The sequence below is a fragment of the Gilliamella sp. B3172 genome (assembly GCF_026536465.1).
Lineage (GTDB): Bacteria > Pseudomonadota > Gammaproteobacteria > Enterobacterales > Orbaceae > Gilliamella.
The window spans coordinates 488,158-504,595 of the sequence record NZ_JAFNOA010000001.1; the positions used below are offsets into that span (position 1 = coordinate 488,158).

A 16,438-nucleotide genomic window follows, 5' to 3' on the forward strand; every position below is an offset into this window, starting at 1 on the left:
TTTTAAACAAGCACATTTTAATTAATTGGATCTAACCAACCGTATTTATCTTCAGTTTTGCCATTGAATAAACCAAAGAATGCTTGTTGGATCTGTTTAGTTATAGGACCACAACGACCAATACCAACTTGAATACGGTCAACACTGCGCACTGGGGTAATTTCAGCAGCAGTACCGGTCATAAATACTTCGTCAGCAAGATAGAGAGCTTCACGGGATAAGGTTTGTTCACGTACTTCAATACCTAAATCACGAGCAAGCGTTAATACCGCATCTCGAGTAATGCCCGGAAGTGCCGATGATGATAAAACAGGGGTAAATAAAACGCCGTCTTTAATAATAAAGAGATTTTCACCGGCACCTTCAGATAGGTGACCATGTACATCTAAAGCAATGCCTTCTTGAAAACCATTAGCACGTGCTTCAGAACCAATTAATAATGATGATAAATAGTTACCGCCTGCTTTTGCCGCTGCCGGGATTGTATTTGAGGCAACGCGATTCCATGATGAGACCATTGCATCGATACCTTGATCTAAAGCATCTTCGCCAAGATAAGCTCCCCACGGGAAGGCAGCAATCATCACATCGGTTTTATAACCGGCTGGCGGGTTGACGCCCATACCAACATCGCCGATAAACACCAATGGGCGGATATAAGCACTTTCCAGTTTGTTTTTCTTGATAGTTTGACGAGTCGCTTCCATGATCTCTTCAAGCGTGTAAGGGACAGGAAAACGGTAGATTTTGGCTGAATTTAATAGTCTTTGTGCATGCTCTTTGTGACGGAAAATAGCTGGTCCTTTATGCGTGTTATAACAACGAACACCTTCAAATACCGATGTACCATAATGTAAAGCGTGGGACATGACATGTATTTTCGCTTCCGCCCATGGAACCATTTCACCATTTAACCAAATAAACTCAGATTTTGCTGTAGAACCCATTTTGTTTTCCTCTTAAATTTTACTATATTAAGTCTATGTACTGCTTAATGTTTTATCTTTCAACGGTTAAGCATTATACAATACTTTCAATTACGTTTAACTATATAAAATTGTTAATAATGTTAATTTAACTACTTGTTTCAACGAAACAAATCACTAAAAATTGTTATTTAACCGCAATGACATCGGCTAATTTTGCAACTTGATTTTGTAAAGTTGAAAGTGAACGTTCGGTTGTTAATAGTAAAGATAGAATTAACTGCTCATTTTCAACTGTCTGCATCTGCATTTTTTCAATATGTCCACCTCGATGACGAACTACGCGTAAAATACGTTCAAGTGAGCCCAATTTATCATAAGCTTTTATGGTGACTTGATACTGTGTTTTTGTGTTCATCACTTACTCCTTAGCACTTTTTTCAAGCATATTTTCATTAGCTGCGCCCGGTGGAACTAATGGCCAAACGTTTTCCAGTTCATCAATGCAAACATGTAAAAGGTAAGCGCCCGGCGCATTAAACATGGTATCGAGCGCAGGCTCAATTTCAGATTTTTTACTGATCGTTTGACCGGGAATATCAAACGCTTTAGCCAGCATTAAAAAGTCCGGATTGTCTGATAGATTCGTTTCACTGTATCTTTTATTAAAAAATAGCTCTTGCCATTGACGAACCATACCTAAGCGTTGATTATCAATTAGTACAATTTTAACGGGTAATTTTTTGCGTTTAACCGTGGTCAACTCTTGAACATTCATCATAAAAGAGCCGTCGCCCGATATACAGATAACTAAGTCATCAGGTCTGGCCATTTGTGCGCCGACAGCTGCCGGCAAACCAAATCCCATTGTCCCAAGCCCACTTGACGTAATAAAGTTTTGCGGGTGAGTAAAACGCATGTGCTGTGCAGTCCACATTTGATGTTGTCCAACATCGGTGGTGATAATGGTATTTTGCGGTTTACGTTCTGAAATCCTTTTTAATAATGCAGGCGCATAAATTGCCTCACCGGGATGATCATAGCGAGTAGGGTGTAATGTTTTTAATTCTTCAACTCTTTTATGCCAATTGGCTATTGATACGGTAACATCGAGTTGGGGTAAAACCTGTTTGATATCGCCTTGTAATCCTAAATGTGTTTGGCGTAATTTGTTTATTTCAGACTGGTCAATATCAACATGGATCACTTTAGCATGGCGAGCAAATTCATTTAATTTGCCTGTCACTCTGTCATCAAAGCGTACTCCCAACGCAATTAATAAATCGCACTCTTGTACCGCTAAATTAGCGGCTTTTGCTCCATGCATGCCGACCAACCCTAAATAGTAAGGATTAGTGAGATCAGCAACGCCAAGCCCTTTTAAGGTTGAGACACTCGGTATTTGTGTCAGTGACATAAAGTCTCTTAACTCGGTTATTGCGCCAGAAAGCCCCACGCCGCCACCAATATATAACATAGGTTTTTTGGCGTCGGTGATCATTTGTTTAGCAAGTTTTATCTCATCTTGAGAAATTGGGAATAATTGAGCATTATTAACAGAAGAATTTTTATTGGCAGGCGTTAAATAGTGTTGATAGTCAAGGTCGGCAAGCTGGATATCTTTCGGAACATCGATTAATATTGGTCCCGGCCTGCCTGAGTGGGCTAAAGTGAAAGCCTCCTGCAAAATATTGGGTAAATTTTGCGGATTATCGATTAAATAACTATGTTTAGTGCAGGCAAGCGATAAACCCAAAACATCAACTTCCTGAAAGGCGTCGGTGCCAATTAAATTTGTAGGAACTTGACCGGTTATTGCAATCACTGGGACAGAATCAATAAGTGCATCGGCAAGTCCGGTAATAATATTGGTCGCTCCGGGGCCCGATGTGGCAATACATACGCCAATTTTACCGGTAGAACGTGCATAACCAATTGCGGCCATTGCGGCACCTTGTTCGTGACGGCATAACACATGTTCAATACCGCCGTCATAAAGCGCATCATATAGAGGCATAATTTGCCCACCGGGATAACCAAAAACGGTGGTCACGTCTTTTTCTTTTAAGGTTTTTACTATCCACTGTGTTCCTAACATTTCTTCCTCACTTGTCATATTTTGCTCATCCATTGTTCATAAAAAAACCCCCGCTTTTAGGGGCGGGGGTTTTTGATTTAATGTATGAACATATTTTAATTCAAAAAACGCCCCCGCGCTGGAATAATGACCACGCTGACAATAATGTTGATGAGGACGATTTTGAGTGAAAATTTCATGATGTTAAATATTAATTTTTTGTCATTTTCTAAAATTATTTTTAAACAAAATACTCGATTTAAAAAAAAGTGCAACTGTTTTTTAACGCTTTTGTCATGTACCCACAAATGTTTGTCAAGAAGTTTCAGAAAATACCTACGTTTAAGTATAAAAATAACTATTTTTACTGTTTTTTTGGTAATTTGTCTAATATTGGTGTATAAATATTAATCAAAATAAGAAGCTGAGCAATAAGCTATTTTAAATTATTGCTTCTTAATGCTGGTAATAACATGAATAATAAATAACGAATAAGAGATATCAATATGAAAAGTATTAAAATAATTTTCTTTTTGATGATCAATTTAGTTTTATTTAGTTGTGATAATGCTAAGCAATCTTCTGATAATAAAGCCAGTAATAATCCAAATGCCGCATTACAAGACTCGGTGATCGATCCGATAAAAAGTGCATTACCTATCGAGATTGATAGCCTTACAACACTGTTTGGTGTATATAAGGATAAAGATACCATTAATTATCAATATCGAGTCATCAATACACCCGAACAAGCTTTATTACTCACCACCACACTTAGTACAATTCGTATGGAATTACTTAAGGCATATTGTGAAAATAACAAGGATATGCAAGATTTGAAAACAGCCTTTCCGCAAGGTGCAAATTATCATTATTTTATTGATGATAAAGAAGTTGTGATTATCGAGCTAACACCGGCAGATTGTCAGCTAAATTAACGCACATATATTTATCATTTATAATCGCTAGTTTAGTTAAACTTTATTTGATAAACTAAATTGACTACATCGCGTAGCAACACCAATGGATCGACCATAATTATCCTAAGCATTACGGGATTAATTGTGAAAAGCCGTCTTTATTGTGGATTGAATTTCTACTTTATCTCTACCTATGATTTACAGCGTTTTATTAAACTTTAAAAATAGATGATCTTTAATTATTAATAAATATAATTACTTGAATTAATTAAATATTTTAAAGATATAAAATATGCTTAACAATAGGATTTTGTGATTATTAATTGATTTCATTTAAGTTATATTGAATTTGTCAACAAATACAAGCCTAACTTAGGAGAAAATTATGACTGAACAAACCTATGACCCAACCAAAAAATATCATCATACTAAATTCCCAAAACAAAAACAGACACCGCCGGGATTACAATGTGAAATGAAACCAATCCCTGATTGTGGTGAAAAGAGCTATCATGGTCACGGTCGCTTAGCTGGACGTAAAATGCTTGTCACTGGGGGAGATTCAGGTATCGGACGCGCAGCCGCAATTGCTTATGCCAAAGAGGGTGCAGATGTGGCAATTAACTATCTGCCATATGAAGAAAAAGATGCGAAAGAGGTTGCTAAAGTTATTGAGTCTGTTGGACGTAAAGCAGTTTTAATTCCCGGTGATTTAAGTGATGAAGATTTTTGTAAAAAGCTGGTTAAGCAAGCACATACTAAACTGGGTGGTTTAGATAATTTAACTTTAGTTGCAGGTAAACAAACTGCGGTTGAAGATATTATGAAATTGACTACAGAACAAGTTAAGAAAACTTTTGAGATCAATGTTTTTTCATTATTTTGGGTCACTAAAGCGGCGTTAGGCTATTTAAAACCAGGATCAACTATTATTACAACGTCATCTGTTCAAGCCTTCCAACCTAGTGCTAATTTATTAGATTATGCATCAACTAAATCAGCAATCATTGCTTTTACTCGAGGATTAGCTAAACAATTAGGTAGTAAAGGCATTCGTGTCAATTGTGTGGCACCAGGTCCGGTTTGGACTCCATTACAAGTCTGTGGTGGTCAGCCAAGTGATGTTATCCCTGAATTTGGTATGCAAACGCCGTTAAAACGTGCAGGGCAACCGGTTGAACTTGCTGGTGTTTATGTTCATTTAGCTTCTGAAGAATCTAGCTATACTACGGCTGAAACTTACGGTGTTACTGGTGGTATGCATACTAACTAATCATCATTTTAACAGCAAAATAACTTATGGTCATTTTGCTGTTATGTTGTGCTAGGAAGTTAACTTATTTCAATCGAGGGGCGATAGTGAGTCATATCATCATCGCCACAGTCAAAAATAAAAACAAGGGCAATAAAATGAAACTTTTTAAAGTAATCTCCTTAGCTGTATTGGGTCTTTTCTTAGTTAACTGTGATAATTCAAAATCAACTGTTAATGACCTTCAACAAAAAGCGGAACAAGCTGGTGCTGAAATTAGTGATAAAGCCAAAGATCTCTATCAACAAACCAAATCACAAACGCAAGATATTTTAGATAAAGTAAAAGAAGGTAATTATAATTTAGCGCAAGATTTAGCAATCAAAGGTATTAAGCAAGAATTACCACTGACGATCGATCAAAATACGGCATTAGTAGATGTATCAAAAGATGATAAAACAATTAATTATAAATATGCCGTTAATGGGATAGCTAAAGAAGCATTTGACTCAGATAGTAATCAAAAAATGGTATTTAATAAATTACTTGATGTCTATTGCAGTAAAGATGTTACGGTAAATGCGATAAAATTAGCATTCCCTAATGGCGCTAATCATAATTATTATATCAATGATGAAAAAGTATTATCACTCAATGTTAAACCAAGTGATTGTGATAATAGATAGTTTCCAATATTTGATCGAAGAAAAAGGGCTGATAGTAGCCCTTTTTTTATTTGCGAAACATCAGCTATTATTCAAAGCCAACATTTTATTGCATGGCTGGTTTATATAAACTCATTAAGTTGATTTGAATAAACACTTTAAGGTATTGATCATTTTTAAGATGAGTTAATCGCTATTTTAATATTATTGATTGATACCTTGTATAAGTGATTACAGATAGCGATATTCAATCTATACTTACCTACAGATGATACTAAGCGTACTTTTTGCAAACAATATTAATTGTGCTCAAATTAATCATTGTAAAATCATGTTATAAGATTAAAATTGCATTGAGCACCATTGGTTTTAATCAACAATAAGTTAATCGTTAATTTCAATTGTAAGGTAATGAAATGAAATATTTAAAATTAGCCATAATAATGGCTAGCAGTTTGGTCTTATTTAGTTGTGATAATTTTCAAAAAAAGAACGCTCAACAACAATTAGCCATTAAAATGATAAGAAAAGAACTGCCGATAAAATATGACGAACATACAACACTGACAGATGTAGACGCAATTGATGATATATTAGTTTATAGGTATGATTTTGAAGGATTAGATGAAGAAACGTTGAAATCAAAAGCGTTTCAAGATGATACCCGCGTAGAAACACTTGTAGAGTATTGTAAAGTTGACTCGGAATTGAATGCTTTTAAAGAAAATTTTCCAAACGGTCTAAGGTTCAGCTATTTTCTTAATAATAAAGAAGTATCATCTGTATCGATTAAACCCAGTGAATGCGATAAGTGATGACCCAAAAATTTGTTAGTTTATTTTTCTGGTAGCAAATTATTTGTTTATAAAAGGTTAGCCCTGTTAACACAGGGCAACAGTATTGTATTTGTATTAAATAATTAATCTAATTGTTTACCTTTGGTTTCGGGTATTAAAAACACAAATGCGGCAGCTGACAATAAGTAAGCGGCAGAAAGTAATGCCAGAGCATAACTAATAGAATATACCGTGGCAAAATAAGCAATAAGCACTTGCGAGACGCCGGCAATTCCACGTCCTACATTAAAGATAATATTTTCAGCGCTTGAACGGGCATCTGTTGGGTAATGTTCAGCGAGTAAAGCACCATATCCGCCCATCATACCATTAACAAAAAAGCCAATAATAGCACCGAAAATGATAAGTACCAGCATATCCGTTTGTTGAAAATAGAACCAGATAGATATCGCGGAAACGAGAAGAAATATAATATAGGAAGGACGTCGTCCGACTTTATCGCAAAGCCAACCAAAGATAATAATACCTAACGACATACCAATGGTGGTGGAAATAGTCCAAAACATCGTGTTTTTAAATGGTAATTGAAGTTCGGTGGCTATCATATTTGGCATCCAAACCATCAATCCATAAAAGCCAAAATTTTGTACGGCACACGCTATAGTTAATCCAATTGTGGTTGCGGTTGTTTTTGGGCTTTTAAAAAGCTTATGAATGGCAATTTTATTTTTATTTTGATCTTTTAAATTTTGCCAGATTTGCGGCTCTTTTAACCCTTTACGTGTCCAAGCAACAAATAATGCGGGCAAAACACCAATGGCAAAAACCCAGCGCCAGCCATAGATTTCGCCGACAAAATTAACAGATAATGCGGCTAAAATAATACCTAGTTGAAAGCCTAAGGCAACAATTGCTGTTGCTCGTGAACGTTTCTTTTTAGGCCAGCTTTCTGAAACAAGTGTCATGCCGATACCAAATTCGCCACCAAGGCCTAGCCCACTTAAAAATCGGAAAACTAAAAAGCATTCATAATTAGGTGAAATTGCGCAAAGACCGGTAAAAAAGGAGAAGATTAAAATAGTCCAGGAAAATACTCTTACCCGTCCATATTTATCTGCAAGGACGCCAAATAAGATCCCACCAAGCACAGCCCCTAATAGGGTAACAGACGTCAATGTACCTAAATCGGTATTTGTCAAATTAAAGGTAGCACCAATTAGGCTAAAACAGACGCCTAATATCATCATATCCATGCCATCTAATGCGTAACCTACAGTTGATGCAAAAAGTGTTCTTTTTTGATAAGGCGTTGTTTCAATGCTTTCATTTTCAGCTTGCGTGACTATGTCTGCTTGAGTTTTCATGAGTACCTCTAATTATTAAAAGATAGATGCTAAATATCAGCATTTTGGTGATGTTCTATTCGTCTTTAGACGGAGGGTGTTGTTAAGCGAGGCAAGTATATACTCAAAACATTTAAAAATCCAAATTAAAAAGCGAAAATAGTGATATTTATTCGACAATAAAGACTAAAAAGTACAATTATTATTAAAATCCAATTTAGAAAGACTCTTTTTGTTTTTTTACGTCAGTTTTTTAAGATAACGGAAAACAATATTTTCCGCCGATAGTCCATTCGGCGGAATTATGGTTTTATTCCTGATCTTGAAAATACCAGAATCCACAATTAACAAAATGAAGCATTACTTTAAGCGTTTCTTCATGGTGCAGTTGATCATAGCTCAGTGTTTCTGATTGACAAAGCAGATCAATTACTTCTATCGGTAGTGGGATTTTCTTGCCATGAATATAACCGGCATTTTCAATTTTAACTATCCGTATACTTGGTACTCGGTGTAGTTTTGCGCCTGATTTAAGTAACGCTTCAAACTCATCTAAATCATAAGTTGGTTCAACCGGTAGAATGTTAAGCTCGTGCATTGGTATGGTAATATGTTTTCCAAACCAATCGTTAAATAGCTGTGGATTTTTGATTAAATCAATCATCTGATTTTGTAATTTTTCCAGCTCATAAGGCTGAACTCGATAAGGATCTTTTGGTAGTTTCAAATCAGGGTCTTGATAAAAAATTCCATTGGGTAAATTATCAATAACATAATCGGCAAAACCACTGAGTAATTCTTGCGATGTTTGCGTTCTAAATCCAACTGAATAGCTTAACGATTCTCCGATTGATACGCCATTATGTGGAAAACCTATCGGGATATATAAGATATCGCCAGCAGTAATTTCTTCATCAATAATAGGTTGATAGCTTTCTACATGCAATAGGGCTTTATGGGCGCTAAATTGTTTATAGTTTGGATTACGATCACCAACTTGCCAACGGCGACATCCCATACCTTGAATAATAAATACATCGTAGTTATCGATATGGGGACCCACACCAGCGCCTTGTGTTGCATAAGATATCATTAAATCTTCAAACTGCCATTGCGGTATACATTTAAAAGGTTCCACTAAGGTTGCTGCTTGTTCATGCCAATGATCGACTGCTTGCACCAATAAACTCCAGTGATCTTCGCCTAAATTGCTAAAATCAATAAAAGGTCCAAATTTGGCGTCCCATTTACCGTCTTTATTGGTCACAATTCGGCTGTCAATTTCTTCTTCCATTGCCAAACCGGCCAACTCATCCGGTGTGATTGGATCAACAAAGTGGCTAAAAGCATCTCGTAAGATAACCGGCTTTTTTTGCCAATAGTTGGTTAAAAAATCATTCCAATCAATGTTTAACTTGTTACTCATTTAATGCCCCTTGTAAATTAAATAATTGACAAAAGTTATGCGTTGTTTGCTTTGCAATTTCTTGTAGAGAGACCCCTCTAAGTATTGCTAAATATTGTGCAACTTCCCGAACATAAGCAGGTTGGTTTTCTTTACCTCGATAGGGAACAGGTGCCAAATATGGTGAATCGGTTTCAATTAATAGGCGATCGAGTGGAACAAATTTGGCGACTTGACGAAGTGACTCTGCATTTTTAAACGTAATAATGCCGGAGAACGAAATGTAAAAGCCTAAGTCCAATAGTTGTTTTGCTGTTGGTATATCTTCAGTGAAACAATGTAGAACACCAGAATGGACATGCTCATCTTTCAATATTCTCAGTGTATCTTCTCGAGCGTTACGGGTATGGACAATAATTGGTTTACTGAGTTTTCTTCCAAGTTCGATATGCGCTTTGAAGTTGGCTTGCTGTAATTCGATGTTATCTTGTTGGTAGTAGTAATCCAATCCTGTCTCACCTAATGCCACCACATTGTCTTGTTGGGCTAAGGTTAAAAATCGGTTGGCATCATAGGGCTCATCATCTAAATTTAGAGGATGAATACCACAGGAAAAAGAGCATTGAGACCGATACGGCATCAATAAATTTTTCATCGATTCATAGCCAGAAAGTGTGGTCGCTACACTTAAGCAGTGTTTAACATCGTTGTCAGTAGCGTGTTGTAAAACATCTTCAATGGACTTGTTGCTCAAGTCCAAGCTGTCCAAATGACAGTGCGAATCTATTAAAAACATAAGAAAACTCTTTTAATTATCAGAATATTGTTCAAAATCACGGACAGGTTTAATCGTTGACCAAGAGCGGCATGCAGGGCATAACCAATAGATTGAATTGACAGTAAATCCACATTTTTGGCAACGATAATTAGGCACAGCTTTAATTTGTTCGCCAACCATGTTACGTAAAAGTAATAAACTTTCTTTCGCTTTACCTTGCTCAGCATCAGCGACATGATAATTCATCAGTCGGTAAAAACCTTTTAAATTGGGGTGTTTTAATAAAATTCGATACAGATAATATTGAGCAGCATCTAAGCCATTTTTCTGTTCGATAAGATCTGCAAGCATTAACTCTGCAATATTGCCGGAATCTTGTTCGACACAAACTTCTAAAAACTGTTGGAATTCATATAAATTATTAATATTTATATAACACTCTTTAAGTAAAGGTAAAGCTTCACCAATAAAGGCTTTATCTTGATATAAAATACGTTTAAATGATTCGATAGCTTGCTCAGTTTTATCTTGAACCATTAAAACCCGACCTAGCATTAATGACGTTCGTGCACAGTTGGCATCGGCTAAAGCCGATTTTTGTAATAAACTATAGGCACGATCGAGATCATCATTGGCTATTGCCAGTGAAGCTAATTCACAATAAAACTGTGCAATATAGGTTTTATATTGGGTATAACCTAATTTAACTAGTTTAGTTGCGGCGTTGATAGCATTAATCCATTCACTGGTAGCTTGATAGATGATTATCAGTTGCTGTAAGGCATTTTGCTGAAAATCTTCTTCTTCAACCAGCTGCAAAAACATCTCTTCTGCTCGATCATAAAGCCCGGCAACCATATAATCACGCCCTAATTGCTGAATGGCTAATAAACGTTGATCAAATGATAGCGATGAACTTTCCATTAATGCTTGGTGTATTCGTATAGCTCGATCAACTTCGCCTCTGGAACGAAATAAATTACCTAAAGTAAGATGCGCTTCAAGCGTACCGTCATCTTCTTTTAACATATCGAGGAAGAGATCAACGGCTTTATCTTTCTGATTAGACAAAAGGAAATTAAGACCATCGACATATTCGCGCGATAATCGGTTAGATTGGTTTAAAAATTTTTGCTTTGCATTTCTATCCCCCATATACCAACCATAAGCGGCGGCAATCGGTAGTAATAGAAATAACAGTTCAAACATAATCGTTTATTCTAATTGATTTTAGTTAAGTTCGTTTGTTGCAAATTTGACATCTGTTCGTCATATTTCTTCTGTAAATTTATCAGTTTTCGATTCGTTGCCATATGTTTTATCTTATATTTTATAAGAAAATAGCCGGTTAATATCCAACCAACAATAAATCCAGAACCGAATACAATAGCAAGTAAAACAGAAAGTCGCATTTCTGATTTTGCAATAAGGTAGTTAAATGACACAACTTGATCATTGGCAGAACCAATAGCAATAGATAAGGCGAAAATAACAATTATCAAGATAATTGATATGATAAATTTCATAATGTTGACCTTTGTTTATATTTATTTTTACTTAAACGTCTATAGAATCTGAAACTTCTTTACAAAATTAGTAATTTCTAAATTATCTATCTAATATATGCCATTTTCTAGCATAAAAACAGCAGATTAATGAAATTAACCAAGCAAGTAGTAATCCACAGATCAAATCAATTGGGCAATGCATCCCTAACAATATTCGACTTAATTCAATGAGTAAAGCCCAAATACCCAGCAAAGAAACAATAATGTAATGGCGTCTAAAGCTAAGCAGACTAATGGCTAAAAATGCCCATGTTGCTGAAAATAACGTATGTCCGGAAGGAAAAGAGTAACCTGTTTCACTTTGCCAATGTTTTGCTAACCAGTTTGGTATGGGGTGTGAATTGGCTAATAAATTTTGGATAACTGCTTTTCTCTCTGATTTTGGTAATGAGTAAAATTGTTTATCATTCAGATTATATTCTTTACCCAGCCATAAGACATAAGGTCTGCTTTGTGCTGTTTGCGATTTTATGATTGTTTTAACTATCTGACCGCCTAACATAGCCATGACTAATAGTAACCACAATAGTATAACATTTTTTTTCGTTTTTCTTGGAATTAACAAGCAAAACATAACAAAGAGCATAATCGAAGTGATGATCGCCCACGGGTAACTTGCAGTTTCAGTAATCCAAAAAAAATATTTGGAGGTATTATCTATTGACTCTGGTTGCCAATGCCAATTTGTGGCTATAATAGCAAAAGGAACTATTAAGAAAATAGTCAGTGCTGCTATTGTTTTTTTAATTACTAACCCCATTTAAGAACTCAACTAAGCATAAATTGCTATCTATTTTAGCATGGAAGGTAAGTTTTTTAAAAAATCTTATCTGTGTTTTATTTTATACGGAGACAATAATGCAATTAAAAAAGGTTGCCCAAGCTAAACTGCCAACACCATGGGGATGTTTTACGCTTATCGGATTTGAGGAAATTGCAACCGGAAAGGAACATGCAGCTTTAGTATTTGGTGATATTACCGACCAAACGCCAATCTTAACCCGAATTCACTCCGAGTGTTTAACGGGCGATGCCTTATTTAGTTTACGATGTGATTGTGGTTTTCAGTTAGAAGCTGCTTTAAAGCAAATAGCAAAACAAGGGCAGGGTATTTTAATTTATCATCGTCAGGAAGGACGTAATATCGGTTTACTCAACAAAATAAGAGCTTATGCATTACAAGATCAAGGGCTTGATACTGTTGAAGCGAATGAGCAGTTAGGTTTTGCGGCTGATGAACGTGATTTTACGCTTTGTGCCGATATGTTAACTTTACTGGGGGTATCCCAGATTCGGCTATTAACAAATAATCCGCAAAAAATTAAAGTTCTTGAACAATCTGGCATTAAAATCACCGAGAGAGTTCCGTTAGAAGTGGGTGAAAATCCAAATAATGAACACTATTTAGAAACCAAAGCCAATAAAATGGGGCATTTGCTTCATCTACATCATTGTAATCATTAAATTCTGACCAGTGTGATTAATCACAATTCAATGTAAACTTAAGGTCAAAATGTTTTTAAAATGATATACCTCAAAAGTGTTTTAAAACAATTTTGAGGTTATTATTATCCAACGTGATTAGGGAAACCCAAACGACTTTGCAAACTAGCAAACTTAATTAACCAGGAAATCAACGAAGGAATTGACTGAGTTAATCATTGTCGCAACGTAACTGACCACCATTAGCCCACTGATCTTTTGACAACTCATGAATAATGATTTGTACCGCTTCGGGTTTACAATTTAACGTTTCAGCAATAGCTGCGGTTACTCGTTTTACCATTTCTCTTTTTTGTTCAATTGTACGACCTTCTAAAAAGTCTATCACGACATTTGGCATTGTTTTCTCCTACTGATTAATCGATGCAAGTTGTGCATCAGATAATGCGATTTCTTGATTGTGACAAATGCCAATACCAGATTGAATAATCTTTTCTGCTATCGCTTTGGCTTCATCTAGTGAATGCATTTTATAAGTACCACACTGAAATTCATTAAGCTCGGGGATCTGCGCTTGCGATGCAACGTTTAACACATCATGCATCGATTTTAACCATGCATCGACTACTAACGATTCATCAGGTTGGCCAATCAAGCTCATGTAAAATCCTGTACGGCATCCCATTGGTGAAATATCGATAATTTCAACTTTGTCACTATTTAGATGATCTCGCATAAAACCAGCAAATAGATGTTCAAGAGTATGGATGCCTTTTTCAGGTAATAGCGCTTTGTTTGGAACAGTAAAGCGAAGATCAAATACGGTAATGTTGTCACCTTTAGGCGTTACCATAACTTTAGCAACACGTACAAAAGGTGCTTTCATTTTAGTATGATCGACTTTAAAACTATCTAATAAAGGCATATTTTTCTCCTTGAGTTACTTTGTTTAGCTATTTTGATTCAATAGCTAAAGATATTCCAGCTTATTTTATCTTGATTCATTCAATAAATTTAACATTTCTTGTTCGTCAATAACTTTAACGCCTAGCGCTTGTGCTTTTTCTAATTTAGAACCTGCTGCCTCACCGGCGATAACCAAATCGGTATTTTTTGATACGCTACCAGTGACTTTTGCCCCAAGTTGTTTCAATTTGTCTTTCGCTTCATCACGTGTTAATACCGATAAGGTACCGGTTAACACAACCGTTTTGCCGGAAAATGGTGAATCGGTGGTTACGGTTTGAGCTTGTGGGTTAACATCTTGCCAATGAATACCAATCTCATCACTGGTTAATTGCTCAATGACGTTGCGGTTATGAGGTTCTTGAAAAAAGTCGATAATACTTTCCGCGATAATCGCTCCAACATCGTTGACTGTTTGTAGTTGTTCCAGCGAAGCATCTTCAATCGCTTTTAAGTTACCCAGCTGATTGACTAAATTTTCAGCCGTCACTTCCCCAACATTTGGAATACCAAGCGCAAAAATAAATCGGCTTAACGTTGTGGCTTTTGATACATCTAAGGCATTTAATAAATTTTTGGCAGATTTTTCCCCAACTTTATCTAAGCTGCATAAGGTTGGGACATTGAGTTTATAAAGATCTGCCGGTGTTTTAACATAATCTTTATCAACTAATTGTTCGATTAGCCTATCGCCCATACCATCTACATTCATAGCTCGACGAGAAACGAAATGTTTTAAGGCTTCTTTGCGTTGTGCCGGGCAAATTAATCCACCAGCACATCGTGAAACGGCTTGTCCTTCATCCCGCACAATTAATGAGCCACAGATAGGGCAGTGGGTTGGAAACACAATCGCTTTGGTATCATTCGGTCTACGGTCTTTAACCACAGCAACTATTTTAGGTATGACATCACCCGCACGGCGAACGGTAACATAGTCACCTTCACGGACGCCTAATCGCTCAATTTCATCACTATTATGTAGTGTAGCATTACTGACAATAACGCCAGCAACTGATACCGGTTCTAGCCTTGCAACCGGGGTGATTGCGCCAGTTCGCCCAACCTGAAAATCAACTTTATTCAGTCTGGTTACTTCTTCTTGAGCCGGAAACTTAAATGCGGTTGCCCAACGTGGTGCTCGGGCAACAAAGCCAAGCTCTTCTTGTAAGGCAATACTGTTAACTTTTATAACAACGCCGTCAATATCAAAACCTAACGACATGCGTTGTTCGCCGATTTGGTTAAAATAGTCTAACGCCGCTTGTGCGCCTAGACGTTTTTCGACTTTATCGCTAACAGGCAGTCCCCATGCCTTTAATTGCATTAAACGTTGGTAATGGGTATCGGGTAACTGAGCGCCTTCAACAATCCCAACACCATAACAAAAAAAGGTTAATGGTCTTTTGGCTGTAATTTTGGGATCTAATTGTCTGAGTGAACCTGCGGCAGCATTACGAGGGTTTGCAAAGACTTTTTCATTACGTTTTTCTGCATCGCTATTGAGTTTAGCAAAGCCTTTATGTGTCATAAATACTTCGCCTCGCACTTCCAAACGTGCAGGAATATTCTCACCAAGTAATACTAGCGGAATGGTTTTAATGGTTTTGACATTAGCCGTAATATCTTCGCCTGTAGTGCCATCACCACGAGTTGCAGCTTGTACAAATTGACCATTTTCATAGAGCAAACTGACCGCCAAGCCGTCAAGTTTAAGTTCACAGCAATACTCGACTTCATGATTATCATCAAGATGTAAGCGATCTTTAACTCTTTTGTTAAATGCGATAAAGCTTGCTTCGTCAAACACATTATCCAATGACAGCATCGGTAATTCATGTTTAATAGAGGCAAACTGCGATAACGGTGTGCCGCCTACTCGTTGAGTTGGTGAGTCAGCTGTAATTAAATCCGGGTGCAGCTGTTCTAAAGATTGTAATTGTTTAAATAATTTATCATATTCTACGTCAGGAATTTGAGGGTCATCGAGCACATAGTAACAGTATTCATGATGTCTGATCAGATTACGTAAAGATGTTAACTGTGCAACGACATCCTGTGTTGATACAGATTGATTTGATGAATGTTCAGTTCTATTTGATTGTGACATGATTGTAGGCTCTTAAATTGAAACGCAGGTTTTAAGGATTATCATTTAATTTGTATTAATATCAATAATATTAGATACAATAACGATTTATTTTTAAAGGTTCTATAAAAGATTAATTAATAAGTTTCACTCCATGCACCAACATCAGTTGGTGGCATGGTAGTATTTTAGAATTGCTAATTTTTAAA

The 16,438-nt window shown here is 36.3% G+C and carries 17 protein-coding genes; 5 read left to right on the top strand and 12 right to left on the bottom strand.

Annotated features, from left to right (window positions below):
• Nucleotides 1–17 precede the first annotated feature (17 nt).
• From J3U37_RS02165 to ilvG, 3 genes are all read right to left on the bottom strand, one after another.
• Nucleotides 18–947, bottom strand: coding sequence for a branched-chain amino acid transaminase (locus tag J3U37_RS02165; RefSeq protein ID WP_220217781.1), 930 nt, complete (start codon nt 945–947; stop codon nt 18–20).
• 166 nt (nt 948–1,113) lie between these two features.
• Nucleotides 1,114–1,344 (bottom strand): acetolactate synthase 2 small subunit, encoded by a 231-nt coding sequence (ilvM, locus tag J3U37_RS02170; protein WP_267373092.1) that lies wholly within the window; start codon nt 1,342–1,344, stop codon nt 1,114–1,116.
• Nucleotides 1,345–1,347: 3 nt separating this feature from the next.
• Nucleotides 1,348–3,024: an acetolactate synthase 2 catalytic subunit gene (ilvG, locus tag J3U37_RS02175; protein ID WP_267373221.1), complete on the bottom strand. Its 1,677-nt coding sequence runs from the start codon at nt 3,022–3,024 to the stop codon at nt 1,348–1,350.
• Nucleotides 3,025–3,509: 485 nt separating this feature from the next.
• Between ilvG and J3U37_RS02180 the strand changes: the two genes are divergently transcribed.
• The 4 genes from J3U37_RS02180 (at nt 3,510) to J3U37_RS02195 (ending at nt 6,655) form a co-directional block, all read left to right on the top strand.
• Nucleotides 3,510–3,941: a hypothetical protein gene (locus J3U37_RS02180; RefSeq protein ID WP_267335240.1), complete on the top strand. Its 432-nt coding sequence runs from the start codon at nt 3,510–3,512 to the stop codon at nt 3,939–3,941.
• A gap of 367 nt (nt 3,942–4,308) precedes the next feature.
• A complete protein-coding gene (locus J3U37_RS02185) occupies nt 4,309–5,196 on the top strand; it encodes an SDR family oxidoreductase (protein WP_220217778.1) in 888 nt (295 codons plus the stop codon).
• Nucleotides 5,197–5,333: 137 nt separating this feature from the next.
• Complete coding sequence (locus J3U37_RS02190; protein WP_267329806.1) at nt 5,334–5,861, top strand: hypothetical protein; 528 nt, start codon at nt 5,334–5,336, stop codon at nt 5,859–5,861.
• Between the two features lie 395 nt (nt 5,862–6,256).
• Nucleotides 6,257–6,655, top strand: a complete 399-nt coding sequence (locus tag J3U37_RS02195; protein ID WP_267329807.1) for a hypothetical protein — start codon at nt 6,257–6,259, stop codon at nt 6,653–6,655.
• A 104-nt stretch (nt 6,656–6,759) separates the two neighbouring features.
• Here the strand turns inward: J3U37_RS02195 and J3U37_RS02200 are convergent, their stop codons facing one another.
• The 6 genes from J3U37_RS02200 to pgpB all read right to left on the bottom strand — a co-directional run bounded on the left by J3U37_RS02200 (nt 6,760) and on the right by pgpB (nt 12,491).
• The gene (locus tag J3U37_RS02200; protein ID WP_267335244.1) at nt 6,760–8,001 is read right to left on the bottom strand and encodes an MFS transporter; all 1,242 of its coding nucleotides are present in this window, start codon (nt 7,999–8,001) and stop codon (nt 6,760–6,762) included.
• A 289-nt stretch (nt 8,002–8,290) separates the two neighbouring features.
• Nucleotides 8,291–9,406 carry a cupin domain-containing protein gene (locus J3U37_RS02205; protein ID WP_267373093.1) on the bottom strand — a complete coding sequence of 372 codons (1,116 nt, stop codon included), beginning with the start codon at nt 9,404–9,406 and terminating at the stop codon, nt 8,291–8,293.
• The gene (locus J3U37_RS02210; RefSeq protein WP_267329809.1) at nt 9,399–10,181 is read right to left on the bottom strand and encodes a YchF/TatD family DNA exonuclease; all 783 of its coding nucleotides are present in this window, start codon (nt 10,179–10,181) and stop codon (nt 9,399–9,401) included. Before J3U37_RS02210 ends, J3U37_RS02205 begins: the two co-directional genes overlap by 8 nt.
• A 12-nt stretch (nt 10,182–10,193) precedes the next feature.
• Nucleotides 10,194–11,372 (bottom strand): lipopolysaccharide assembly protein LapB, encoded by a 1,179-nt coding sequence (gene lapB / locus J3U37_RS02215; protein ID WP_267373094.1) that lies wholly within the window; start codon nt 11,370–11,372, stop codon nt 10,194–10,196.
• Between the two features lie 11 nt (nt 11,373–11,383).
• A complete protein-coding gene (locus tag J3U37_RS02220) occupies nt 11,384–11,689 on the bottom strand; it encodes a LapA family protein (RefSeq protein ID WP_220217771.1) in 306 nt (101 codons plus the stop codon).
• Between the two features lie 82 nt (nt 11,690–11,771).
• The gene (gene pgpB, locus J3U37_RS02225) at nt 11,772–12,491 is read right to left on the bottom strand and encodes a phosphatidylglycerophosphatase B (RefSeq protein WP_267373095.1); all 720 of its coding nucleotides are present in this window, start codon (nt 12,489–12,491) and stop codon (nt 11,772–11,774) included.
• 98 nt (nt 12,492–12,589) lie between these two features.
• Here pgpB and ribA point away from each other — a divergent pair, with 98 nt between their 5' ends.
• Nucleotides 12,590–13,195 (top strand): GTP cyclohydrolase II, encoded by a 606-nt coding sequence (ribA, locus tag J3U37_RS02230; RefSeq protein ID WP_220217769.1) that lies wholly within the window; start codon nt 12,590–12,592, stop codon nt 13,193–13,195.
• A gap of 190 nt (nt 13,196–13,385) precedes the next feature.
• On the opposite strand, the gene J3U37_RS02235 is transcribed toward ribA, so the two are convergent.
• From J3U37_RS02235 to ligA, 3 genes are all read right to left on the bottom strand, one after another.
• Entirely contained in the window at nt 13,386–13,574 is a 189-nt protein-coding gene (locus tag J3U37_RS02235; protein ID WP_220217768.1) for a 4-oxalocrotonate tautomerase, read from the bottom strand.
• A 9-nt stretch (nt 13,575–13,583) separates the two neighbouring features.
• A complete protein-coding gene (luxS, locus tag J3U37_RS02240; protein WP_267373096.1) occupies nt 13,584–14,099 on the bottom strand; it encodes an S-ribosylhomocysteine lyase in 516 nt (171 codons plus the stop codon).
• Between the two features lie 66 nt (nt 14,100–14,165).
• Nucleotides 14,166–16,250, bottom strand: a complete 2,085-nt coding sequence (gene ligA, locus J3U37_RS02245; protein WP_267373097.1) for an NAD-dependent DNA ligase LigA — start codon at nt 16,248–16,250, stop codon at nt 14,166–14,168.
• Between the last annotated feature and the right edge of the window lie 188 nt (nt 16,251–16,438).

Coding starts and splice junctions, on each gene's coding strand:
- J3U37_RS02165 (WP_220217781.1), bottom strand. CDS start 947: ATGGGTTCTACAGCAAAATCTGAGTTTATTTGGTTAAATGGTGAAATG.
- ilvM (WP_267373092.1), bottom strand. CDS start 1,344: ATGAACACAAAAACACAGTATCAAGTCACCATAAAAGCTTATGATAAA.
- ilvG (WP_267373221.1), bottom strand. CDS start 3,024: ATGTTAGGAACACAGTGGATAGTAAAAACCTTAAAAGAAAAAGACGTG.
- J3U37_RS02180 (WP_267335240.1), top strand. CDS start 3,510: ATGAAAAGTATTAAAATAATTTTCTTTTTGATGATCAATTTAGTTTTA.
- J3U37_RS02185 (WP_220217778.1), top strand. CDS start 4,309: ATGACTGAACAAACCTATGACCCAACCAAAAAATATCATCATACTAAA.
- J3U37_RS02190 (WP_267329806.1), top strand. CDS start 5,334: ATGAAACTTTTTAAAGTAATCTCCTTAGCTGTATTGGGTCTTTTCTTA.
- J3U37_RS02195 (WP_267329807.1), top strand. CDS start 6,257: ATGAAATATTTAAAATTAGCCATAATAATGGCTAGCAGTTTGGTCTTA.
- J3U37_RS02200 (WP_267335244.1), bottom strand. CDS start 8,001: ATGAAAACTCAAGCAGACATAGTCACGCAAGCTGAAAATGAAAGCATT.
- J3U37_RS02205 (WP_267373093.1), bottom strand. CDS start 9,406: ATGAGTAACAAGTTAAACATTGATTGGAATGATTTTTTAACCAACTAT.
- J3U37_RS02210 (WP_267329809.1), bottom strand. CDS start 10,181: ATGTTTTTAATAGATTCGCACTGTCATTTGGACAGCTTGGACTTGAGC.
- lapB (WP_267373094.1), bottom strand. CDS start 11,372: ATGTTTGAACTGTTATTTCTATTACTACCGATTGCCGCCGCTTATGGT.
- J3U37_RS02220 (WP_220217771.1), bottom strand. CDS start 11,689: ATGAAATTTATCATATCAATTATCTTGATAATTGTTATTTTCGCCTTA.
- pgpB (WP_267373095.1), bottom strand. CDS start 12,491: ATGGGGTTAGTAATTAAAAAAACAATAGCAGCACTGACTATTTTCTTA.
- ribA (WP_220217769.1), top strand. CDS start 12,590: ATGCAATTAAAAAAGGTTGCCCAAGCTAAACTGCCAACACCATGGGGA.
- J3U37_RS02235 (WP_220217768.1), bottom strand. CDS start 13,574: ATGCCAAATGTCGTGATAGACTTTTTAGAAGGTCGTACAATTGAACAA.
- luxS (WP_267373096.1), bottom strand. CDS start 14,099: ATGCCTTTATTAGATAGTTTTAAAGTCGATCATACTAAAATGAAAGCA.
- ligA (WP_267373097.1), bottom strand. CDS start 16,250: ATGTCACAATCAAATAGAACTGAACATTCATCAAATCAATCTGTATCA.